Here is a 20149-nt window from a genome sequence, read left to right as displayed (position 1 = left end):
GAGACTCCTTATTTCTCGACCGTGGCCTTGTTGATGAGGATGGGGGTGTTGGGCAGGTTCTGGAACGCCGGGTTCTTCGGCGACTTCGAAGTCTGCACCTCGCGGATCTTGTCCACGACGTCCATGCCTTCCGTGACGTAGCCGAACACCGCGTAGCCGCGGCCGTCCGACGCGTAACCCGGGTCCAGGCCGGGGTTGTCCACGACGTTGATGAAGAACTGGGACGTCGCGGAGTTGGGGTCGCCGGTGCGCGCCATGGCGATGCTGCCGCGGATGTTCATCAGGCCGTTGCCCGCCTCCAGCGGGATCGGGGCCTTGGTCGGCTTCTGCTTCAGATCGGGCGTGTAGCCGCCGGTCTGGATCATGAAGCCGTCGATGACGCGGTGGAAGATGACGCCGTTGTAGTGACCGGCCTTCACGTAGGCCACGAAGTTGGCGACCGTCTTGGGCGCCTTCTCCGGATCCAGCTGGACCTTGATGTCGCCCATCGTGGTCGACAGCTTGACGACCTGCGCGTGCGCGAGCGAGCAGGCCAGCGACAGCGCGGCGGCGCCCAGCCCGAGCAGCAGTTTGGATGTCCTCATGGTGCGGATGGCAGTGAAAGAGATGAAGAAAGAGGCGCGCGGGCGGCGCAGGAGGCTCAGCGCGCCTGCGCGCCCTTGGCGTTGTTGAACGCGACCACGCGCTGCAGCTTGAGCTTGAGCGCCGTGTCGTCGCCCAGCGCCTGCTTGAGCGCGCGCTCGTAGGCCTGCTGCGCCAGACGCATCAGCACGTCGCCCAGGTTCTCCTGGGCCTGTGCGTGGTCGGGCTGCAGGTCCAGCGCGCGCATCAGGTCCTGGCGGGCGGCTTCGTACTCGCCCCGGGCTGCATGGATGACGGCCAGGTTGTTGTAGGGGTCGGCCAGGTCGGGGAAGTCCTCGGTCAGACCGGTGAACAGGACCCGGGCGCGCTCGAGCTGCTGCTGTTCCAGCAGCATCGTGCCCAGCGCGAAGCGCAGGCGAGGATCCTCGGGGGTGGTCTTGAGGGCGTCCTCCGCCATCTTGATCGCCTGGTCGCGCTTGCCGGCGGCCCACAGGCCCTGGGCGTCGTCGAGCACGGCGGCGTGAGACAGAGGAGCGAAGCCCAGTGCCGCCAGGACGAGGCAGCACGAGCGGAGCAGGGGGGTGATTCTTGGCATGGTCGGGCCGCTATACTGCCGGGCATTCTAGAGCGAGCTTTCGTCTCCCGCTCGTCACCCGGCCGGCCCTCCCGCCCCCACCGCACGACACGCCGCACTCCGACGCCCCGCAGCACGCTGCGGGCCCGGTGGTAGCGGCGTCCCGTGCCCGCGGCGGACCGGTGGAGTGGGCGTCCGGCGCGGCACATCCATGTCTTCCTTGCGCATCTACAACACGCTGACCCGTCAGCTGCAACCCTTCGAACCGATCGAGCCGGGCAAAGTCCGCATGTACGTGTGCGGCATCACCGTCTACGACCTGTGTCACATGGGGCATGCGCGCATGAACATCGCGTTCGACGTCGTCTATCGCTGGCTCTCGGCCAGCGGCTACGACGTCAACTTCGTGCGCAACATCACCGACATCGAGGACAAGATCATCCGCCGGGCGCTGGAGCGGGGCATCACGATCCGCCAGCTCACCGACGAGATGATCGCCGCCATGCACCGCGACTTCGCGGCGCTGGGCATCGCCACGCCCACCCACGAGCCGCGCGCGATGGACTTTGTCCCGCAGATGCTGGACATCATCGGCAAGCTCGAACAGAAGGGCCTGGCCTATCAGGCCGACGGCGGCGACGTGAACTACGCGGTGCGCAAGTTCGAGGGCTACGGCAAGCTCAGCGGCAAGTCCCCGGACCAGTTGCGCGCCGGCGAGCGCGTGGCCATCGACGACGGCAAGCGCGATCCGCTGGACTTCGTGCTGTGGAAGTCGGCCAAGGCCGAGGAACCCGCCGAAGCCAAGTGGGCCAGCCCCTGGGGCGAGGGCCGTCCGGGCTGGCACATCGAGTGCTCCGCGATGAGCTGCGCCCTGCTGGGCGAGCGCTTCGACATCCACGGCGGCGGCATGGACCTGCAGTTCCCGCACCACGAGAACGAGATCGCGCAGAGCGAGGGCGCCTTCGGCCATCCGTTCGTCAATGTCTGGATGCACAACGGCTTCCTGAACATCGATGGCGAGAAGATGTCCAAGAGCCTGGGCAATTTCTTCACCATCGCGGAAGTGCTGGAGAAGTTCGACGGCGAGTCGATCCGCTTCTTCATGCTGCGCACGCAGTACCGCAGCCCGTTCAACTTCAGCGACGTCAGCCTGGACGATGCGCGTACCGCGCTGCGCCGGCTGTACACGGCGCTGGACGCGGTCCAGGCCGACGACGTGGCCATCGACTGGACGCAAGGCCATGCCGCCGCGTTCAAGGCCGCGATGGACGACGACTTCAACACCCCGGGCGCGCTGGCGGTGCTGTTCGAGCTGGCCAACCAGGTCAACCGCGATCGCTCGTCGGCCGATGCCGGTCTGCTGAAGGCGCTGGGCGGCGTGCTGGGCGTGCTGCAGCAGCAACCGAAGAGCTTCCTGCAAGCCGGTGCCGGCCTGGACGAGGCCGCGATCGAGGCGCAGATCGCCGCGCGCGCGGCGGCCAAGGCGGCCCGCGATTTCGCCGAGGCCGACCGCATCCGCAAGGCGCTGGTCGAGCAGGGCATCGAGCTGAAGGATTCCACGTCGGGCACGAGCTGGGTGCGCATCTCCAAAGTCGGGGACCAGGCCTGATGGCGCGTGTGGCGACTGCCGGGGTCACCCCGGACTATTGGGACGAGGCCTGCCGTCATCTGGTCAAGCGCGACCGGGTCATGAAGAAGCTCATCCCGCAATTCGGCGAGGCCCGGCTGCAAAGCCGCGGTGACGCGTTCACGACGCTGGCGCGCTCGATCGTGGGTCAGCAGATCTCGGTCAAGGCGGCCCAGGGCACCTGGGACAAGCTGGCCGGACTGATGTCGGGCCCCTCGAACCGGATCAAGCCGGCCGAGGTGCTGACGCTGGACAAGGATGTGCTGCGTGGGGCCGGGTTGTCGGCCCGCAAGGTCGAGTACCTGAGCGACCTGGCGCAGCATTTCGAGTCGGGCCAGGTCCATGTGCGCCAATGGGCGCAGATGGACGACGAACCCATCATCGAGGAGCTGGTGGCCATCCGCGGGATCGGTCGCTGGACCGCCGAGATGTTCCTGATCTTCCACCTGATGCGGCCCAACGTGCTGCCGCTGGACGATCTGGGACTGCTGAAGGGCATCAGTCAGCATTACTTCAGCGACGAGCCGGTGTCACGGGCGGAAGCCCGGGAACTCGGCGAGGGCTGGGCCCCGTATCGCTCGGTGGCCACATGGTACATTTGGCGGAGCCTTGATCCGCTACCGGTGGATTATTGAATGAGCAAGAAACACTTCCTCGAATTCGAGCAGCCGATCGCTGAGCTCGAGACCAAGATCGACGAGCTCCGCTACGTGCAGAGCGAGTCCGCGGTGGACATCTCGGAAGAGATCGACCGCCTGGGCAAGAAGAGCCACCAGCTCACGAAGGACATCTACGCGAACGTCCTCCCGTGGCAGGTCTATCAGATCGCCCGACACCCCCAACGCCCGCAGACGCTGGACTACTGCTCGGAAGTCTTCACCGAGTTCCAGGAGCTGCACGGCGACCGCCACTTCGCGGATGACGCCGCGATCGTCGGCGGTCTGGCGCGCTTCAACGGCCAGGCCTGCATGGTGATCGGCCATCAGCGCGGCTCGGACGCCAAGGAGCGCACGCTGCGCAACTTCGGCATGCCGCGTCCCGAGGGTTATCGCAAGGCCCTGCGCCTGATGAAGCTGGCCGAGAAGTTCGGCCTCCCCGTCTTCACCTTCATCGACACGATGGGTGCGTACCCGGGCATCGGCGCCGAGGAGCGCGGCCAGTCGGAAGCGATCGGCCGCAACATCTTCGAGATGGCCCAGCTGGAAGTGCCCATCATCGCGACGGTGATCGGCGAGGGCGGCTCCGGCGGCGCGCTGGCCATCGGCGTGGCCGATCAGGTGCTGATGCTGCAGTTCTCGGCCTACTCGGTGATCTCTCCGGAAGGCTGCGCGTCGATCCTGTGGAAGACCGCCGCGCGCGCGTCCGAAGCCGCGGAAGCGCTGGGCATCACCGCCCACCGTCTGAAGGCCCTGGGCCTGATCGACAAGATCGTGAACGAGCCCGTCGGTGGCGCGCATCGCGACCAGAAGCAGATGGCTTCGAATCTGAAGCGCGCGCTGGGCGACGCCCTGCGCCAGGTCTCCGACCTGAAGACCAAGGATCTGCTGGAGCGCCGCTACGAGCGCCTGCAGGCCTATGGCCGATTCGGCGACACCAAGAGCCGCTGATCCTGACGCCGCGGCGTCCGGCGCCGCGACCACCCGCCGTGTGATCGCGGTCGCCTGCAGCGGCGGCCGGGACTCCACGGCGCTGCTCCACGCCACCATCGTCGCGGCCCACGCGCTGGGTCAGCGCGTGGTGGCGTTGCACATTCATCATGGACTGAGTCCCCACGCCGACGCGTGGCTGGCGCACCTGCGGATGCAGGTCGACGCCTGGGCCGCGCAAGGCCTGCCGGTGACGCTGGTCCATGAGCGCTTGAGCGGCGCGCCCGCCGCCGGCGAGAGCATCGAGGCCTGGGCCCGAGGCGGGCGCTTCCGCGCGCTGCAAGGCCTGGCCCTCGCCGCGGGCGCGGATCTGCTGCTGCTCGCGCATCACCGCCGCGATCAGGCGGAGACCTTCCTTCTCCAGGCGCTGCGCGGCGCGGGCACGGCCGGGCTCTCGGCGATGCCGCGGGCGCAGTGGCGCGACGGCGTGTGCTGGGCGCGCCCCTGGCTGGACCATCCGCGCGAGGCCGTCGAAGCCTATGTCGCCGCCCATCAGCTCGCCTTCATCGACGACGACAGCAACACCGATGTGCGCTTCGCCCGCAATCGCCTGCGGCAGGCGGTGTGGCCGGGGCTGCTCGCGATGACCCCGGGCGCGGAGACGGCGCTCTCCAATGCCGCCCAATGGGCGCAGGAGGCGGCGGCGCTTCAGCAGGAGCTCGCAGAGGAGGACCTCGCGCGCTGGACCGACGAGGGCGGTCTCGATCAGGCGAGCGTGAGCGCGCTGAGCCCGGCTCGCGCGTCGAACCTGCTGCGGGCCTGGCTGCGTCGCGCCTCGGGTCGCACCGCGCCGGCGACCTTGATCCGCCGCTTGCTGGACGAGGTCCCCGCCGCGACCGTCGCGCGCTGGCCCTTGGGTCCGACCGAGCTGCATCTCTATCGGGGCCGCCTGTTCGTGCAGGCGCGGCCCGTGGCGCCCGCGCGCGTGGAGGCGCCGCCGGCGTCGCTCGCGGGCCTGGGCATCGCCGTCGGCGGCGACGCGCCGTCGATGCACCTCGATCTCGCGCGCCCCGGCCGCCATCCCGTGGCGGCCTGGGGCGGTGCCTTCGATGTCGAACCCGTGACCACGGGGGGTATCGCGCTTTCTGCGCTCAGCAATGCCGAGTTGCGCCCGCGCGAAGGCGGCGAGCAGTTCCAGGCGCACCCGAAGGGCCTGCCGCGCGCGCTCAAGAAATGCTGGCAGACGGCGGGAATCCCCGCTGTTCAGAGGGAAGGGCCCTTGATCTATGTCGACGGACAGCTGCGGTTCGTGCCCGGCCTGGGCATCGACGCGCGCGCGTTCGCGGCCGGCGGCGAAGCACAGATGAGCCTCCGTTGGGTGCCGGATGCATGCGGATCGCGCATGGGTCGCGACGTTGCGGGCAGGGACGCGTCTTAGAATCGTCCGCTGTGGTCGCGGCGCACCTCCTTCCCGCGGTAATGCGGACGTCGGCACGACGTCCCTCAGCAGTCATCTGACACTCCCATGGCATTGATCGTTCACAAGTACGGCGGCACCTCGATGGGGTCGACCGACCGTATCCGCAACGTGGCCAAGCGCGTCGCCAAGTGGGCACGGGCCGGCCACCAGATGGTGGTCGTCCCGTCCGCGATGAGCGGCGAGACGAACCGCCTGCTCGGTCTGGCCAAGGATCTCTCCCCGACCAGCGCCTCGCCCGCGCTGATGCGCGAGCTGGACATGATCGCCTCCACCGGCGAGCAGGTCTCGGTCGGTCTGCTGGCCATCGCGCTGCAGGCCGAGGGCATGGACGCCGTCAGCTACACCGGCTGGCAGGTCGGCGTGGCCACCGACAACTCCTACACCAAGGCGCGCATCGAGAGCATCGACGACGCCAAGGTCAAGGCCGACCTGGACGCCGGCCGCGTGGTCGTCATCACCGGCTTCCAGGGCGTGGACGAGGACCGCAACATCACGACGCTGGGTCGCGGCGGCTCGGACACCTCGGCGGTCGCGATCGCCGCGGCCATCCAGGCCGACGAGTGCCTGATCTACACCGACGTGGACGGTGTCTACACGACCGATCCGCGCGTCGTGCCCGAGGCCCGCCGCATGAGCACCATCAGCTTCGAGGAGATGCTGGAGATGGCGTCGCTCGGCTCCAAGGTGCTGCAGATCCGCTCGGTGGAATTCGCCGGCAAGTACCGCGTGCCGATGCGCGTGCTCAGCAGCTTCACGCCCTGGGACATCGACATCAACGAGGAAGCCAAGTCCGGCACCCTGATCACTTTTGAAGAGGACGAGAACATGGAACAAGCCGTCGTCTCCGGCATTGCATTCAACCGCGACGAGGCCAAGGTGACGCTGCTGGGCGTGCCGGACAAGCCCGGCATCGCGTTCCAGATCCTGGGCCCCGTGGCCGACGCCAACATCGACGTCGACGTCATCATCCAGAACGTGTCGCAGGACGGAAAGACCGACTTCTCGTTCACCGTGCACCGCAACGACTACCAGCGCGCGATGGAGCTGCTGGAGAAGACCGTCGGTCCGGCGGTGCAGGCGGCCAAGGTCGTCGGCGACCAGCGGATCTGCAAGGTCTCGATCGTGGGCATCGGCATGCGCTCGCACGTGGGCGTGGCGTCGAAGATGTTCCGCTCGCTGTCGGAAGAGGGCATCAACATCCAGATGATCACGACCAGCGAGATCAAGACCTCCGTCGTCATCGACGAGAAGTACATGGAGCTGGCTGTGCGAGCACTGCACCGCGCCTTCGACCTGGACCAGGAAATCGAAGCCTGATGATCGCTTTCAACCGGAGTTTCGGTTGAGGGGTCAAATTCCCATGCTATAGTCGCAGCTTCTTCGGTTGGAGACGTGACCGAGTGGCCGAAGGTGCTCCCCTGCTAAGGGAGTATGTGGGCAAAACCTGCATCGAGGGTTCGAATCCCTCCGTCTCCGCCAACCAGATGTGAAACCCCCGTAGCGCAAGCTGCGGGGGTTTTTGCATTCCGGGCGGCCATTCGGATCCGGTGGTGATCGTGGTCACGAATCGGGCGGCGAGGCGACCCGCGGCGGGCGATGTGGCCTACAGTCCTCGTCCATGTACACGCCCAAGCACTTCGACCTCCCGGATCTCTCGCATGCGCGGCTGATGATCCAGGAACATCCGCTCGCCACGCTGATGCTGATCGACCCGGTGCACGGGCTGTCGGCGACGCCGGTGCCCATGATCTGGGGCGCGCCCGGCGATCCCTCGGCGGGCGAGGGCTGGTGGCTGGAAGGCCACCTCGCGCGCGCGAATCCGCATGTGGCGGCGCTGGTGTCCGGCGAGGTGGACCAGGTGCTGGTGCAGTTCAACGGGCCCGGCGCCTACGTCTCGCCCAGCCTCTACGACACCCCGCTGTCGGTCCCCACCTGGAACTACCTGACCCTGCAGGTCCAGGGGCCGGTGCGCGTCATCGACGACGAGCAGGGCAAGGATGCGCTGCTCAAGCGTCTGATCGCGACGCAGGAGCCTGATTACGCCGCGCAATGGCGCGGTCTTCCCGAGGACTTCCAGCGCAAGATGCTGGGCGCGATCGTCGGCTTCCGCATTCCGGTGGAGCGCTGGACGATGAAGGCCAAGATCAGCCAGAACCGCAGCGCCGCGGAGCGCGCGCGCATCCTCGCGCACCAGGAGCACGGCTCGCTCGAGGAGCAGATGCTCGCGAGCTGGGTGAGGGAGCTTTCGCCGCGCTGAGCGCGCCGCACGGGGCCAGGTCTTGCCGATCGCCCAAATGCAAAGGCCCGCCGATGGCGGGCCTTGTCGTTCGCGCCGAGCGCGCGACGCGTGGCTTACATGCTCACGTAGTTCGGGCCGCCGCCGCCTTCCGGCGTGATCCAGACGATGTTCTGGGTCGGGTCCTTGATGTCGCAGGTCTTGCAGTGCACGCAGTTCTGCGCGTTGATCTGCAGGCGCTCGACGTTGTCGTCGGTCTTCACGAACTCGTAGACGCCGGCCGGGCAGTAGCGGCTCTCCGGGCCCGCGTACTTGGTCAGGTTGACGTTCACCGGCACCGACGCATCCTTCAGCGTCAGGTGGGCCGGCTGGTTCTCCTCGTGGTTCGTGTTGGACACGAACACCGACGACAGCCGGTCGAAGGTCAGCTTCCCATCCGGCTTCGGATAGGCGATCTTCGGCATCTCCGACGCGGGGCGCAGGTAGACGTGGTCGGGCTTGTCGCGGTGGAGGGTCCACGGCGGGCTCTTCATGCCCAGCTTGGGCAGCAGCCATTGCTCGATGCCGGTCATCAGCGTGCCGATGGTGTTGCCCTTCTTGAACCAGGTCTTGAAGTTGCGCGATTGATTCAGCTCGTCGCGCAGCCAGCTCTGCTCGAAGGCGGCGGGGTAGGCCGACAGCTCGTCCAGCGAGCGGCCGGCGGTCAGCGCCTCGACGATCGCGTCGGCGCACATCATCCCGGACTTGATCGCCGCGTGGCTGCCCTTGATGCGCGCGGCGTTCAGGTAGCCGGCGTCGTCACCCACCAGCGCGCCGCCGGGGAAGACCTGCTTGGGCAGGCTCAGCAGGCCGCCCGCGGTGATCGCGCGCGCGCCGTAGCCCAGGCGCTTGCCGCCCTCGATGTGCTTGCGGATCGAGGGGTGCGTCTTCCAGCGCTGCATCTCCTCGAAGGGCGACAGCCACGGGTTCTTGTAGTCCAGGCCGACCACGAAGCCCAGCGTGACCTTGTTGCCTTCCAGGTGGTACAGGAAGCCGCCGCCGTAGGTCTCCTTGTCCATGGGCCAGCCGGCGGTGTGGACCACCAGGCCCGGCTTGGCCTGCTCGGCGGGGATCTCCCACAGCTCCTTGATCCCGATGGCGTAGGTCTGCGGGTCCTTGCCGGCGTCCAGCTGGAACTTCGAGATCAGCTGCTTGCCCAGGTGGCCGCGCGCGCCTTCCGCGAAGATCGTGTACTTGCCGTGCAGCTCCATGCCGAGCTGGAAGCCCTCGTGCGGTTCGCCGTCCTTGCCGACGCCGACGTTGCCGGTGGCCACGCCCTTGACGCGGCCCTGATCGTCATAGACCACTTCCGAGGCGGCGAAGCCGGCGAAGATCTCCACGCCCAGCGCCTCGGCCTGCTGCGCCAGCCACTTGGTGACGTTGCCCAGCGAGATGACGTAGTTGCCATGGTTGTGGAAGCAGCCCGGGATCAGGAACTGCGGGGTCTCGCTCGCGCCGGTCTCGTTGAGGAACAGCACCTGGTCGCCGGTGACTTCCTGGTTCAGCGGGGCGCCCAGCTCCTTCCAGTTGGGGAAGAGCTCGGTGATGGCCTTGGGATCCATGACCGCGCCGGACAGGATGTGCGCGCCGGCCTCCGAGCCCTTCTCGAGCACGACCACCGAGATCTCCTGGCCCTTCTCGGCCGCGAGCTGCTTGACGCGGATCGCGGTGGCCAGGCCGGCGGGACCGCCGCCGACGACCACCACGTCGTATTCCATGCTGTCGCGAGGTCCGTACTGGGCGATGAGTTCTTCGGAGGTCATGGTCTTCCTTGCTCGTTCTAGTCGTGGGAGCCACGTCCGGTCGGCGGGATCGGCACAGGCCGGCTCGCTGTCTGGCTGGGGCGGGTTGCGGCGCATTCTAGCCGCGTGAATGGAAAAAAGAACGGTCGTGCTTTTTATGAAATAGAGAAGCGCGTCGACAGCCGCGGGTGAGCGGGCACCGACCCGAACGGGGCTCCCGGCGCGGGCGCGCGCACCGTACGATGGCCCGCGCTTTCCGCAGTCAACCAGAGGACCTCATGACCATCCATCTCCAACGCGACAAGAGCGGCCCGATGCGGCAGACATTGAGCATCCGCGACCATCGCCTGATCGCGGACCAGTCGGTCGAGGGCGGCGGCGAGGACGCCGGTCCGGACCCGCACGAGTTCTACGATTCCGCGCTGGGCGCGTGCAAGGCGCTGACGGTGCTGTGGTTCGCGCGCCGCAAGGGCATCCCGGTGGAGGATGTGCTGGTGGAGGTGGAGCGCGACGGCTCGCAGGAGCGGCAGGGCGTCTACAAGCTCAAGACCTCGCTGACCTTCGTCGGGGACCAGCTCACCGACGAGCATCGCCAGCAGTTGCTCGCCGTCGCCGAGAAGTGCCCGGTGCACAAGCTGATGACGCAGGTGACGACCGAGATCGAGACGGTGATGGCCGGCTGATCGCCGACGGCGCGCATGATCGCCGGCGATCGCGCGCTTGCCGGCGGCTGTCGCAGGGGGATCATCGTCGGCGGACGCTCGCGTGCTATCGTGCCCGGCACCTGTCCGGTCATACGAGAAGTTCTGCGAGAGACCTCCCCATGAGCTACAGCATCGATCTGGAGGGCCGCGTGGCCCTCGTCACCGGCGCGTCCAGTGGACTGGGCGCGCAATTCGCCAGGACCCTGGCGAAGTCCGGCGCCTGCGTGGTGCTGGCGGCCCGCCGGGTGGAGCGCCTGAAGGCGCTGCGCGCCGAGATCGAGGCCGGCGGCGGCGACGCGCACGTCGTGCAGATGGACGTCACCGACATCGACAGCATCAAGGCCGCCGTGGCGCGCGCCGAGACCGAGGTCGGGACGCTGGACATCCTGATCAACAACTCCGGCGTGAGCACGACCCAGAAGCTGGTCGACGTGACGCCGGAGGACTTCGACTACGTGATGGACACCAATGTGCGCGGCGCGTTCTTCGTCGCGCAGGAGGTCGGCAAGCGCATGCTGGCGCGGGCGCGCGGCGCGGCGCCGGGCACCTACACCGGCGGGCGCATCGTCAACATCGCGTCGATGGCGGGATTGCGGGTGCTCTCGCAGATCGGCGTCTATGCGATGAGCAAGGCGGCGGTGGTCCACATGACCCGCGCGATGGCCCTGGAGTGGGGCAAGTTCGACATCAACGTCAACGCCATCTGCCCCGGCTACATCGACACCGAGATCAATCACCACCACTGGCAGACCGACCAGGGTCGCAAGCTGGTGGAGCTGCTGCCGCGCAAGCGCGTGGGCACGCCGCAGGACCTGGACACGACGCTGCTGATGCTGTGCGCCAAGGAGAGCCGCTTCATCAATGGCGCGATCATCCAGGCGGACGACGGTTTCGGCGTCTGAGCCGTCTCCGGCCGCGACGTCGGAGGACGGCCGCGGCCCATCGAACGAAGAAAGACAGAAGAGGACAAGGGCCCGATGGCTGTGAGAGAACTGAGCGCGCTGGAAGCGCGCGTGCTGGCCGTGCTGGTGGAGAAGGCCTCCACCGTGCCGGACAGCTACCCGATGTCGCTGAACAGCCTGACGCTGGGCGCCAACCAGAAGACCGCGCGCGAGCCCGTGATGAACGCGAGCGAGTCCGACGTGGCCGCGGTGCTGGACGAGCTCAAGGCCATGAGCCTGGTGAACAGCGTGAGCGGCAGCCGGGTGGCGCGCTTCGAGCACAACATGAGGCGCGTGCTGGGCGTGCCCGGCCAGGCGGAGGCGCTGCTCGCGGTGCTGATGCTGCGCGGCCCGCAGACCTCGGCGGAGCTGCGCCTCAACTGCGAGCGCCTGCACCGTTTCGCCGACGTGTCCTCGGTGGAGGGCTTCCTCGAGGAACTGGCCACGCGCGAGCCCGCGCTGGCCGTGAAGCTGCCGAAGGCGCCGGGCGCGCGCGAGGCGCGCTGGGCACATCTGCTCAGCGGCGAGCCGGCGATCCCGACGGCCTCGGCCGCGTCGTCGAGCGGCGCCGCGTCGAGCAGCGCGCGTGACGAGGAGATCGCCGCGCTGCGCGCCGAAGTCGACGAACTGAAGGCGGCCGTCGCCCGCATCCAGGCGGAGCTGGGCCTCGCCTGAGGCGGGCCCGATCCCGCACCCCACGCTGCCCACCGCCACCGCTGAAATTCCATGCGCATCGATTTGCCCGACGACAAGAAGCTCGTCCATGAAACCCGCATCCAGATCCGCTGGGGCGACATGGACGCGATGGGCCATGTGAACAACACGGTCTATTTCCGCTACCTGGAGATGGCCCGCATCGAATGGCTGGACAGCCTGGGCGGCGCGCCCGCGCCGGCGGGGCAGGGGCCGGTGATCGTCAACGCCTTCTGCAACTTCCATCGTCAGCTGACCTACCCGGGCGACATCCTCGCGAAGCACTACGTCTCGAATCCGGGCCGGTCGAGCTTCGACACCTGGATCACGCTGGAACGCCTGGACGAGCCCGGCGTGATCTACGCCTCCGGTGGGGCGACCACGGTGTGGCAGGACGCCTCGCTGCAGAAGTCGATTCCGCTGCCGGACTGGCTGCGCGAGCAGCTCGGCTGAGGACCTCTCATGAAACGCACCCTCATCGGCCTCGCGCTCTCGGCGCTGGTCACGCTCTTCTTCCTCTGGCTCATCGTCAGCGGCTTCGGCCAGCTGATGGACATGCTGCGCGGCCTGAACCAGCCCGGCAAGGGCGGCGGCATCGCGCCCTTCGCCCTTGGCATCGCGGTCTTCGTGCCGCTGCTGATCTATCGCCTGCGCAAGAACCGCAAGCGCCGTCATCAGGGCGACGACGCCCGCTGAGCGCGCGGCCTCGCTCTCATGTCGACCGCTTCGCGCCTGCCTTGGGCTTGGCCTTCGTCGCGCGTTGCGCGCCGGACTTGGCGGCCGCCTTGGATCCGGCCTTCGCCGACGCTTTCGCTTTCGCCTTGGTCTTCGCCTGCTTCGGCGCCGGTGTCGACTTCGGCCCGAAGTCCAATGACTTCGGCGCGGCGAGGGTGTCAGCGATCTCGCCTGTCGTCCACTGCGCGGCGTGGGCCTGCAGATCCGGATTGCACGTCGCCGTGGCGAGCCGGCGGTAGCCCGCCGCCGTCAGGTGGATCTCGTTCGCCCAGTCGTTGCTGATGCCGGTCGTGCCCGGTGCCGCCGGCACGCTGCCGCCCCGCGTGTCCAGCACGACGAAGCCGCCGATCGTGGTCTTGACGCGCTGCTCCAGGAAATCGTGGAACCAGTCCACCAGCACCCGCGCGGCGGCCTGCCAGTCGCCCGCGGGGATGCCGGCGCTCGTGAACGCCGGTGCCAGCCAGGGGCCGGAGACCCCGCCCACCGCTGGCGCGAAGCGCGGCGTCATGTAGTCGTAGACGTGGGTGATGATCTCCATCCGCGGATAGTTCTGGTCGCGCAGCGCGTCGAGGTCCAGGTAGGCGTCGAGCAGTTCCTCGCACAGGTGGGTCCATCCCGTCTGGGACAGGTAGCGCGACGGGCCGTGGTCCGGCGGGAGGAATTCGTCCGCGTGCCGCAGCACGCGCTGGGTGAGGTCGTAGCCCGGCCCGCGGCGCGCCCAGTCGATCAGGTCGTTGCCGCCGCCCGAGATCAGCATCGCGCGCCAGTCCGGCATGCCGCGCAGCGTCATCGCCAGGTGGAAGGTCGGGAACTTGCGCGGATCGGGCAGGTCGCGCAGCAGCTGCCCCGGCATCGCGTAGTTGACGATGCCCACGTCCTTGCCGAAGTCCATCTGGTTGAACAGGCTGCCGGTGATCCACGGCGGCAATGAGCCGAACGAGCCCCAGGAGTCGCCATGCGCGATCACGGGGACGGATTGATTGAAGTTGGTGCGTCCCTGCATCAGATCCTGATGCGAGTAGATCTGCGTCGTCATCGAGGTCTCCCTGGGGCCCGGCTCGCCCGAGCGTGGCGTGGATCGAGTATCGAAACGCGCTGCACGGGCGTCATCCCCTAGGGTGTGGAAGGGGCGTCGGGCGCCATCGCGCTAGCACGGCGACCGGCGCTGCGTGGCGTCTTCCCTCCCATCCCCTTGTTGAAGGTCGGGCCCGCTTCCCATCCGGCACGGGATATGCAAGATAGGGGGCATGGACGCACTTCGTTTCATCTCGACGCGGGTCCGCGGGCTCGCCCTGCGGCGCGGCGTGATCGCGCTGGGCGCGATGGCGGCGCTGATCGGCGGGGGCGCGGCCCACGCGCAGACGGCCATCGTCATCGGCGGCGCGCTGCGGATGGACAACGACGCCGTGTGGCAGCGCATCGTCGACGAGGCCGGTGGCCCGGGCAAGGCGCGCTTCGCGGTGCTGGCGACCGCCTCGGTCGCGCCGGAGCGCTCTGCCCAGACCATCATCGACGAGCTGGTGCGCCACGGCGCGCAGGCCGAGCACATCCCCGTCGCGCCGCGGCTCGAGGGCGCGGACCTGCAGAAGAACCTCGCCGACCCCGAGCTGCTGGCCAAGGTGCGCGCGTCCAACGCGGTCTTCTTCTCCGGCGGCGCGCAGGGCTTCATCGTCGACACGCTGCAGCCGCAGGGCCGACCCACCGCGATGCTCGAGGCCATCTGGGAGGTCTACCGCCGCGGCGGCGTGGTGGCCGGCACCAGTGCCGGCGCGGCCATCATGAGTCGCGTCATGTTCCGCGACGCGCTCGACGTCATGGGCGTCATGCGCGGCCAGATGCGCGACGGCCAGGAGGTCGACCGCGGCCTGGGCTTCATCGGCGACCAGCTCTTCGTCGACCAGCACTTCCTCAAGCGCGGCCGCATCGGTCGCATGCTGCCCCTGATGCTCGCCAAGGGCTATCGGCTGGGACTGGGCGTGGAGGAGAACAGCGCCGCGGTGATCCACGACCAGCGCGTGGACATCATCGGCGCGCGCGGCGCGCTGCTGGTCGATCTGCGCGATGCCCGCAGCGATCCCGCGATGGGCGTGCTCAACGTGCGCGGCGCGCGGCTCAGCTATCTGGACAGCGGCGACCGCCACGACCTGCGCACCGGCGTCACCGAGCCGGCACCGCGCAAGACCGCCGCCAATCCCGTGGTGCCGGTCCGCGCCGCGGCGCAAGGACAGCCGATGCCGTCGCGCGGCCCGGTGGACTCCTTCCAGCCGGACATCCTCGGCGACAACCGCATCGTGCAGGCGATGACCGAGCTGCTGCGATCGCCCGCCAGCGAGGTCCGCGCCATGGCGGCCCGCGTGCGGCCCGGCGCGACCGGCGAGCGCGACCGCACCGGCTTCGTGTTCCGGCTCTATCGGGGATCCGACACGCAGGGCTGGGTCGACGACGACGATCCGCGCGACGTCACGTTGCTCGACGTGCGACTGGATGTGCGCCCGGTGCGCCTGCCCGATCCGACCGCCGCCGCACCGCTGCCGCCGGCCACGCTGGGCGTGCCGGCGATCATGCGCTGACGATCCGGCTGCTCGTCGCCGACGACCGCCGACGACCGCGGAAAGCCGATGAAGACGATGATCGACGCGGGCGCCTGCGCGCCGCGTCGTCTCAATGCACGCGCTCGAGCGCCTCGCCGATGAAGTGGCGTGGCACCTTGGGCTTGGGCACGCGCACGCTGAACCAGCGCCGCACGTCCTGCTCCAGGCCGATGCCGTGCATGAAGTTGTAGAGCGCCTTCTTCAGCGCCTCGCCCATGGCATCGTGGTCGGTGCCGGTCGGGTCCACGAAGCCCACGTCGTTTTTCGCGAACGGGGAGGGCGGCAGCGGCAGCAGCTCCACGCCGAAGGCCGCCGGGTCCTGTCCCACCGGTGAATGCACCGTGCAGGCGAAGCGGTGGAAGAAGCCGCTCTGGATGCAGCCGTGCTCGAAGAGCTGGCGCACGTACTCCAGCGCGTCCACCGTGTCCTGCACCGTCTGCGTCGGGAAGCCGTACATCAGGTAGGCGTGGACCAGGATGCCGGACTCGGTGAAGGCCCGCGTCACCCGCGCGACCTGCTCGACCGACACGCCCTTCTGCATCAGCTTGAGCAGCCGATCCGATGCGACTTCCAGCCCGCCGCTGATCGCGATGCAGCCGCTGTCGGCCAGCAGCTGGCAGAGCTCGGGGGTGAAGGTCTTCTCGAAGCGCACGTTGCCCCACCAGCTGATGGACACGCCGCGATCGATGAGCTCCTGCGCCAGCGCCTTCAGCACTTTCGGCGGGGCCGCCTCGTCGACGAAGTGGAAGCCGGTCTGGCCGGTCTCCGCGACGATGGCCTCGATGCGGTCCACCAGCGTCTTCGCCGAGGCCGCCTCGTAGCGCGAGATGTAGTCCAGCGTGATGTCGCAGAAGCTGCACTTCTTCCAGTAGCAGCCGTGCGCGATGGTCAGCTTGTTCCAGCGGCCGTCGCTCCACAACCGGTTCATCGGGTTGAGCATGTCCAGCAGCGACAGGTAGTCGCGCAGCGGCAGGCCGTCCCAGGTCGGCGTGCCCACGTCCTCGAAGGGCACGTCGGGCTCGGCGAAATTGATGTAGCGGACCTGGCCGGCCAGCTCGCCCTCGGACTCGCGCACGAAGCAGCGCACCAGGCGCTGGCGGCCGCGCTTGCCGGCGATGTGCTCGAGCAGCGCCAGCAGCGGCCGCTCGCCCGCGTCCAGGGTCACGTAGTCGACGTAGTCGAAGAGCCGCGGCTCGGTGAGCTCGCGCAGCTCGGTGTTGACGAAGCCGCCGCCCAGCAGTACCCGGATGTGCGGGCGCTCGCGCTTGATCGTCTGGCCGATGCGCAGCGCCGCGTAGACCGCGCCGGGGAAGGGCACCGACAGCAGCACCACGTCGGGCCGCTCGGCGTCGATGGCCTCCAGCGTGAGCTCGCGCAGCAGCTCGTCGACCAGGTTGGTCCCAGCGTCCAGCGCGTCGCGCAGCGGATCGAAGGTGGGCTGGCTGGTCGCCAGCTGCTCGGCGTAGCGGACGAACTCGAAGCGCGGATCGACCGATTCGCGCAGCACGTCGGCCAGGTCGTTCAGGTAGAGCGTCGCCAGGTGGCGGGCCCGGTCCTGCAGGCCCAGCGCGCCGAAGGCCCAGGCGAGCGGATCCTCGCCCTCCTCGGAGACGTAGACCTCCAGCGACTCGAAGCGCTTGCCCTCGGGCAGGAAGGCCCGCGTGTTGATGCGGTGCGCGATCGTCGGATCTCGACCCTGCAGGAAGGCGATGGTGGGGGCGATGGTCGCCAGGTAGCGGTCGAACTGCTCGTCGAAGAGCCGCGAGGCGATGCCGCGATCGGGCAGCGCGATCGCGTGCACGGCGGCGCGGATGCGCTGCAGGCCCTCGCGCGAGAACAGCTTCAGCACCAGCGCCAGCGCCAGGTCGCGCTGCGCCGCGGGCAGGCCGCGCGAGCGCAGGAACCCCGTCAGATAGGCGGTCGAGGGGTAGGGCGTGTTGAGCTGCGTCATCGGCGGGATGAGCGACAGCACGCGGAGATCGGGCGCGGCGGACATGAGCGGAACTGTAGAAGCAAAAAAACAAACCCGGCAAAGGCCGGGTTTGTTCGGGACCGCGGAGCCAGGCCCCGCGATCGGCGCGATCCAAAAGTGATTACTTCTTGGCGGCCTTCTTGGCGGGCTTGGCGGCGGCCTTGGGGGCAGCGGCCTTGGCAGCCTTGGCGGGCTTGGCGGCAGCCTTGCGAGCGGCGGCCTTCGGGTCCACGGCGGCCTTGAAGCCGGCGCCCGGGGTGAACTTCGGCAGCTTGGCGGCGGCGATCTTGATCTTGTCGCCGGTGCTGGGGTTCACGCCGGTGCGGGCGGCGCGAGCGTGCTGCTTGAAGGAGCCGAAGCCCGGGATGGACACGGCGCCGCCCTTCTTCACCGTGGTGACCACGGCGTCCAGCAGCGTTTCCAGGATGCGGCCGGCTTCGGCCTTGGTCAGCTCGTGCTTGGAAGCCAGGTGTTCGATCAGTTCGGTCTTGTTCATTCGATTGGACTCTTGCAAGTTAAGCCCGGCGCCAAGGCCGGACGGCGCGTATTGTGCGCGAGAAATCACGCGCGCATCCCCGGGTTGCCCCGCAAATCACCGATGAAATCGCACATCCGGGGACAGGTCTTGCGCGATGCGCGTGTTGATCGGGGTTTTCGCCCGGTTGTGAGCGCATGCAACGATGTTGCGGGCACGCCATCCGGGCGCGGCCCGGGGCCGTGATGGCGGCTCGCCCGGGAATTTGTCACGGCGTCCCGCATGCTGGCGACAGGCGCCGACGCGATGTCGCAGGCGCTTCACGCGCTCATGACACCAGCAGGCGGTGGACCAGGTCCGGCGTGCTGGCCGCGCCGTACTTCTTCATCAGCCGTGCGCGATACACATCGACCGTGCGCGGGCTCACGCCCAGCTTGCGGCCGATGAGCTTGCTGGTCATGCCCTCGATCAGCAGCGCGGCGATCTCGCGCTCGCGGGCGGTGAGGTCGGCCTTGAGCTGTCGGGTCGCGGACAGGTCCTCGAAGCTCCAGATGCCGCTGGCGTGCGGCCGCGCCGGATCGAGCGCCCGGCCCGACACATGGCACCAGAACATCTCGCCGCCGCGCGCGCCGCCGACCCGCTTCATCACGCGCTCGTCGGCGTAATAGCCGTCGGCATCGAGGCTGGCGATGATGCGCTCGCCGGTGCGCTCGAACTCGGCGGGACTGGGATAGAGCAGCTCGAAGCTCTGATCGATGAGCTGCTCGCGCTGCGCGCCGAACATCTCCAGCAGCAGCCGGTTGCAGTCCTTGATCAGGCGGTTCTCGGAGATCACCAGTCCGATGGGCGCCTGGTCGAAGGCGGTGCGGTAGTCGAGGCTCACGGCGGCGTTCACAGCAGGGCGTAGGTGGTGGTGGACTGCACGGCCAGCCGGCCCTGCTCGTCGAGGAGATCGATCTGGCCGAAGGCCAGGTTCCTGCCGCGGCGCAGCAGGCGAGCCTCGATCGTGCAGCGCGCGCCCGAGACGGGCCGCAGGAAGCTCGATTGCAGCTGGACGGTGGTCATGGGGCGGAACTCGCCGAGCTCGCTCATCATCAGCAGCACCATGGCCGTGTCGGCCGCGGCCATGCTGGCCTGGCCGCACATCACGCCGCCCACGTGCACGAGCTCGGGTACGACCGGCATCTCCAGGCGGAGCAGCCCGTCCTCCGCATGGACGGGCTGGAGGTCGAGTGCGACGATCCAGGGGGCGAAGATGCGCGGGATCTGCGCGCGCAGCTCGTCGAGGGGGAGGGGCATCGGGGTTCCTTGTCTGGCTCGCTGGCGGGGGATGATGCTTAATCAATTCTACGTAGCGCTTACGTAATGCCTTACGTAGTAGATTCGCCGACGGAGTTCGAGCCGCACTCGACATCGCGCCCGGGGGCGTGAGGCGATGGCGGTCGGGAACAGCAACAGGAGACAACGGATGAACAAGCTTTATCCCAGTGCCCATGCGGCGCTGGAAGGGGTCGTCGGCGACGGACAGTTGCTGGCGGTCGGCGGCTTCGGCCTGTGCGGCATTCCGGAGGCGCTGATCGCGGCGCTGCGGGACAGCGGCGTCAAGGGCCTGACGGTCATCTCCAACAACGCGGGCGTGGACGGCTTCGGCCTGGGCCAGCTGCTGGAGACGCGGCAGATCAAGAAGATGATCTCCAGCTACGTCGGCGAGAACAAGGAATTCGAGCGCCAGTACCTGGCGGGCGAGCTGGAGCTGGAGTTCACGCCGCAGGGCACGCTGGCCGAGAAGCTGCGCGCCGGTGGCGCGGGCATCCCGGCCTTCTTCACGCGGACCGGCGTCGGCACGATGGTGGCCGAGGGCAAGGAGATCCGCGAGTTCGACGGCCACCAGTACGTGATGGAGCGGTCGCTGAATCCGGACGTGGCGCTGGTGAAGGCGCATGTCGCGGACAAGAGCGGCAACCTGGTGTTCCGCCGCACGGCGCGCAACTTCAATCCGGCGGCCGCGATGGCGGGCAAGGTGACGATCGTCGAGGTGGAGCAGGTCGTCGAGGTCGGCGAACTGGATCCCGATGCGATCCACCTGCCGGGGATCTATGTGCATCGCATCGTGCACAACCCCAATCCCGAGAAGCGCATCGAGAAGCGCACCATCCGTCCCGCCGCCTGAGG

21 protein-coding genes and 1 tRNA gene are annotated in these 20149 nt (G+C 68.4%); 14 read left to right on the top strand and 8 right to left on the bottom strand.

What is annotated here, in order from left to right; genetic code table 11:
* Positions 1-8: 8 nt before the first annotated feature.
* Together MCHT01_RS19515 and MCHT01_RS19510 are read right to left on the bottom strand one after the other, a co-directional pair.
* Complete coding sequence (locus MCHT01_RS19515) at positions 9-584, bottom strand: peptidylprolyl isomerase (protein ID WP_067067642.1); 576 nt, start codon at positions 582-584, stop codon at positions 9-11.
* Positions 585-640: 56 nt separating this feature from the next.
* Positions 641-1177 (bottom strand): tetratricopeptide repeat protein, encoded by a 537-nt coding sequence (locus MCHT01_RS19510; RefSeq protein ID WP_084453021.1) that lies wholly within the window; start codon positions 1175-1177, stop codon positions 641-643.
* A 190-nt stretch (positions 1178-1367) separates the two neighbouring features.
* Between MCHT01_RS19510 and cysS the strand changes: the two genes are divergently transcribed.
* The 7 genes from cysS to MCHT01_RS19475 all read left to right on the top strand — a co-directional run bounded on the left by cysS (position 1368) and on the right by MCHT01_RS19475 (position 8106).
* Complete coding sequence (gene cysS / locus MCHT01_RS19505) at positions 1368-2765, top strand: cysteine--tRNA ligase (protein WP_067067636.1); 1398 nt, start codon at positions 1368-1370, stop codon at positions 2763-2765.
* The gene (locus MCHT01_RS19500) at positions 2765-3418 is read left to right on the top strand and encodes a DNA-3-methyladenine glycosylase family protein (protein ID WP_067067634.1); all 654 of its coding nucleotides are present in this window, start codon (positions 2765-2767) and stop codon (positions 3416-3418) included. Before cysS ends, MCHT01_RS19500 begins: the two co-directional genes overlap by 1 nt.
* The gene (locus MCHT01_RS19495; protein ID WP_067067632.1) at positions 3419-4390 is read left to right on the top strand and encodes an acetyl-CoA carboxylase carboxyltransferase subunit alpha; all 972 of its coding nucleotides are present in this window, start codon (positions 3419-3421) and stop codon (positions 4388-4390) included.
* Between the two features lie 40 nt (positions 4391-4430).
* Positions 4431-5807: a tRNA lysidine(34) synthetase TilS gene (gene tilS / locus MCHT01_RS19490; RefSeq protein ID WP_245643431.1), complete on the top strand. Its 1377-nt coding sequence runs from the start codon at positions 4431-4433 to the stop codon at positions 5805-5807.
* 87 nt (positions 5808-5894) lie between these two features.
* Positions 5895-7166, top strand: coding sequence for an aspartate kinase (locus MCHT01_RS19485; protein ID WP_067067629.1), 1272 nt, complete (start codon positions 5895-5897; stop codon positions 7164-7166).
* A gap of 69 nt (positions 7167-7235) precedes the next feature.
* Positions 7236-7328: transfer RNA gene (locus MCHT01_RS19480), tRNA-Ser, on the top strand.
* A gap of 139 nt (positions 7329-7467) precedes the next feature.
* Entirely contained in the window at positions 7468-8106 is a 639-nt protein-coding gene (locus tag MCHT01_RS19475) for an FMN-binding negative transcriptional regulator (protein ID WP_067067627.1), read from the top strand.
* A gap of 95 nt (positions 8107-8201) precedes the next feature.
* Here MCHT01_RS19475 and MCHT01_RS19470 read toward each other — a convergent pair whose 3' ends face one another.
* Positions 8202-9887, bottom strand: a complete 1686-nt coding sequence (locus MCHT01_RS19470) for an electron transfer flavoprotein-ubiquinone oxidoreductase (protein ID WP_067067624.1) — start codon at positions 9885-9887, stop codon at positions 8202-8204.
* Positions 9888-10144: 257 nt separating this feature from the next.
* On the opposite strand from MCHT01_RS19470, the gene MCHT01_RS19465 reads away from it, so the two are divergent.
* The 5 genes from MCHT01_RS19465 (at position 10145) to MCHT01_RS19445 (ending at position 12900) form a co-directional block, all read left to right on the top strand.
* Positions 10145-10549 (top strand): OsmC family protein, encoded by a 405-nt coding sequence (locus MCHT01_RS19465; protein ID WP_067067621.1) that lies wholly within the window; start codon positions 10145-10147, stop codon positions 10547-10549.
* Positions 10550-10689: 140 nt separating this feature from the next.
* Positions 10690-11472, top strand: coding sequence for an SDR family oxidoreductase (locus tag MCHT01_RS19460; protein ID WP_067067620.1), 783 nt, complete (start codon positions 10690-10692; stop codon positions 11470-11472).
* 75 nt (positions 11473-11547) lie between these two features.
* Positions 11548-12186 carry a YceH family protein gene (locus MCHT01_RS19455; protein ID WP_067067617.1) on the top strand — a complete coding sequence of 213 codons (639 nt, stop codon included), beginning with the start codon at positions 11548-11550 and terminating at the stop codon, positions 12184-12186.
* 51 nt (positions 12187-12237) lie between these two features.
* Positions 12238-12657, top strand: a complete 420-nt coding sequence (locus MCHT01_RS19450; protein ID WP_067067616.1) for an acyl-CoA thioesterase — start codon at positions 12238-12240, stop codon at positions 12655-12657.
* 9 nt (positions 12658-12666) lie between these two features.
* Positions 12667-12900, top strand: coding sequence for a hypothetical protein (locus MCHT01_RS19445; RefSeq protein WP_067067612.1), 234 nt, complete (start codon positions 12667-12669; stop codon positions 12898-12900).
* Positions 12901-12916: 16 nt separating this feature from the next.
* Here the strand turns inward: MCHT01_RS19445 and MCHT01_RS19440 are convergent, their stop codons facing one another.
* On the bottom strand, positions 12917-13975 hold the full coding sequence (locus MCHT01_RS19440; RefSeq protein WP_067067610.1) for a hypothetical protein: 1059 nt from the start codon (positions 13973-13975) through the stop codon (positions 12917-12919).
* 211 nt (positions 13976-14186) lie between these two features.
* Between MCHT01_RS19440 and MCHT01_RS19435 the strand changes: the two genes are divergently transcribed.
* Complete coding sequence (locus MCHT01_RS19435) at positions 14187-15509, top strand: cyanophycinase (RefSeq protein WP_067067607.1); 1323 nt, start codon at positions 14187-14189, stop codon at positions 15507-15509.
* Positions 15510-15600: 91 nt separating this feature from the next.
* Here MCHT01_RS19435 and MCHT01_RS19430 read toward each other — a convergent pair whose 3' ends face one another.
* The 4 genes from MCHT01_RS19430 to MCHT01_RS19415 form a co-directional block, all read right to left on the bottom strand.
* Positions 15601-17526, bottom strand: coding sequence for a B12-binding domain-containing radical SAM protein (locus tag MCHT01_RS19430; RefSeq protein ID WP_067067605.1), 1926 nt, complete (start codon positions 17524-17526; stop codon positions 15601-15603).
* 97 nt (positions 17527-17623) lie between these two features.
* The gene (locus MCHT01_RS19425) at positions 17624-17998 is read right to left on the bottom strand and encodes an HU family DNA-binding protein (protein WP_067067602.1); all 375 of its coding nucleotides are present in this window, start codon (positions 17996-17998) and stop codon (positions 17624-17626) included.
* A gap of 307 nt (positions 17999-18305) precedes the next feature.
* Positions 18306-18872: a LuxR C-terminal-related transcriptional regulator gene (locus tag MCHT01_RS19420; protein ID WP_067067599.1), complete on the bottom strand. Its 567-nt coding sequence runs from the start codon at positions 18870-18872 to the stop codon at positions 18306-18308.
* Positions 18869-19276: a PaaI family thioesterase gene (locus tag MCHT01_RS19415; RefSeq protein ID WP_067067597.1), complete on the bottom strand. Its 408-nt coding sequence runs from the start codon at positions 19274-19276 to the stop codon at positions 18869-18871. The genes MCHT01_RS19420 and MCHT01_RS19415 overlap by 4 nt, the downstream gene beginning before the upstream one ends.
* Positions 19277-19445: 169 nt before the next feature.
* Between MCHT01_RS19415 and MCHT01_RS19410 the strand changes: the two genes are divergently transcribed.
* A complete protein-coding gene (locus tag MCHT01_RS19410; protein WP_067067595.1) occupies positions 19446-20147 on the top strand; it encodes a CoA transferase subunit A in 702 nt (233 codons plus the stop codon).
* Positions 20148-20149: the final 2 nt, after the last annotated feature.

The sequence above is a fragment of the Mitsuaria chitosanitabida ATCC BAA-476 = NBRC 102408 genome, from assembly GCF_001598255.1.
Classification (GTDB): Bacteria; Pseudomonadota; Gammaproteobacteria; order Burkholderiales; family Burkholderiaceae_C; genus Roseateles; species Roseateles chitosanitabidus.
Note: the sequence above shows the minus strand (reverse complement) of the source record. Positions and strands in the feature narration are given on the sequence as shown.

What these genes read in the sequence shown, in the direction of transcription:
- MCHT01_RS19500 (WP_067067634.1), top strand. Translation starts at nt 2,765, where the DNA reads ATGGCGCGTGTGGCGACTGCCGGGGTCACCCCGGACTATTGGGACGAG.
- MCHT01_RS19510 (WP_084453021.1), bottom strand. Translation starts at nt 1,177, where the DNA reads ATGCCAAGAATCACCCCCCTGCTCCGCTCGTGCTGCCTCGTCCTGGCG.
- MCHT01_RS19440 (WP_067067610.1), bottom strand. Translation starts at nt 13,975, where the DNA reads ATGACGACGCAGATCTACTCGCATCAGGATCTGATGCAGGGACGCACC.
- MCHT01_RS19435 (WP_067067607.1), top strand. Translation starts at nt 14,187, where the DNA reads ATGGACGCACTTCGTTTCATCTCGACGCGGGTCCGCGGGCTCGCCCTG.
- MCHT01_RS19515 (WP_067067642.1), bottom strand. Translation starts at nt 584, where the DNA reads ATGAGGACATCCAAACTGCTGCTCGGGCTGGGCGCCGCCGCGCTGTCG.
- MCHT01_RS19455 (WP_067067617.1), top strand. Translation starts at nt 11,548, where the DNA reads ATGGCTGTGAGAGAACTGAGCGCGCTGGAAGCGCGCGTGCTGGCCGTG.
- MCHT01_RS19425 (WP_067067602.1), bottom strand. Translation starts at nt 17,998, where the DNA reads ATGAACAAGACCGAACTGATCGAACACCTGGCTTCCAAGCACGAGCTG.
- MCHT01_RS19465 (WP_067067621.1), top strand. Translation starts at nt 10,145, where the DNA reads ATGACCATCCATCTCCAACGCGACAAGAGCGGCCCGATGCGGCAGACA.
- MCHT01_RS19485 (WP_067067629.1), top strand. Translation starts at nt 5,895, where the DNA reads ATGGCATTGATCGTTCACAAGTACGGCGGCACCTCGATGGGGTCGACC.
- MCHT01_RS19460 (WP_067067620.1), top strand. Translation starts at nt 10,690, where the DNA reads ATGAGCTACAGCATCGATCTGGAGGGCCGCGTGGCCCTCGTCACCGGC.
- MCHT01_RS19410 (WP_067067595.1), top strand. Translation starts at nt 19,446, where the DNA reads ATGAACAAGCTTTATCCCAGTGCCCATGCGGCGCTGGAAGGGGTCGTC.
- MCHT01_RS19450 (WP_067067616.1), top strand. Translation starts at nt 12,238, where the DNA reads ATGCGCATCGATTTGCCCGACGACAAGAAGCTCGTCCATGAAACCCGC.
- cysS (WP_067067636.1), top strand. Translation starts at nt 1,368, where the DNA reads ATGTCTTCCTTGCGCATCTACAACACGCTGACCCGTCAGCTGCAACCC.
- MCHT01_RS19470 (WP_067067624.1), bottom strand. Translation starts at nt 9,887, where the DNA reads ATGACCTCCGAAGAACTCATCGCCCAGTACGGACCTCGCGACAGCATG.
- MCHT01_RS19430 (WP_067067605.1), bottom strand. Translation starts at nt 17,526, where the DNA reads ATGTCCGCCGCGCCCGATCTCCGCGTGCTGTCGCTCATCCCGCCGATG.
- MCHT01_RS19415 (WP_067067597.1), bottom strand. Translation starts at nt 19,276, where the DNA reads ATGCCCCTCCCCCTCGACGAGCTGCGCGCGCAGATCCCGCGCATCTTC.
- MCHT01_RS19475 (WP_067067627.1), top strand. Translation starts at nt 7,468, where the DNA reads ATGTACACGCCCAAGCACTTCGACCTCCCGGATCTCTCGCATGCGCGG.
- MCHT01_RS19495 (WP_067067632.1), top strand. Translation starts at nt 3,419, where the DNA reads ATGAGCAAGAAACACTTCCTCGAATTCGAGCAGCCGATCGCTGAGCTC.
- MCHT01_RS19445 (WP_067067612.1), top strand. Translation starts at nt 12,667, where the DNA reads ATGAAACGCACCCTCATCGGCCTCGCGCTCTCGGCGCTGGTCACGCTC.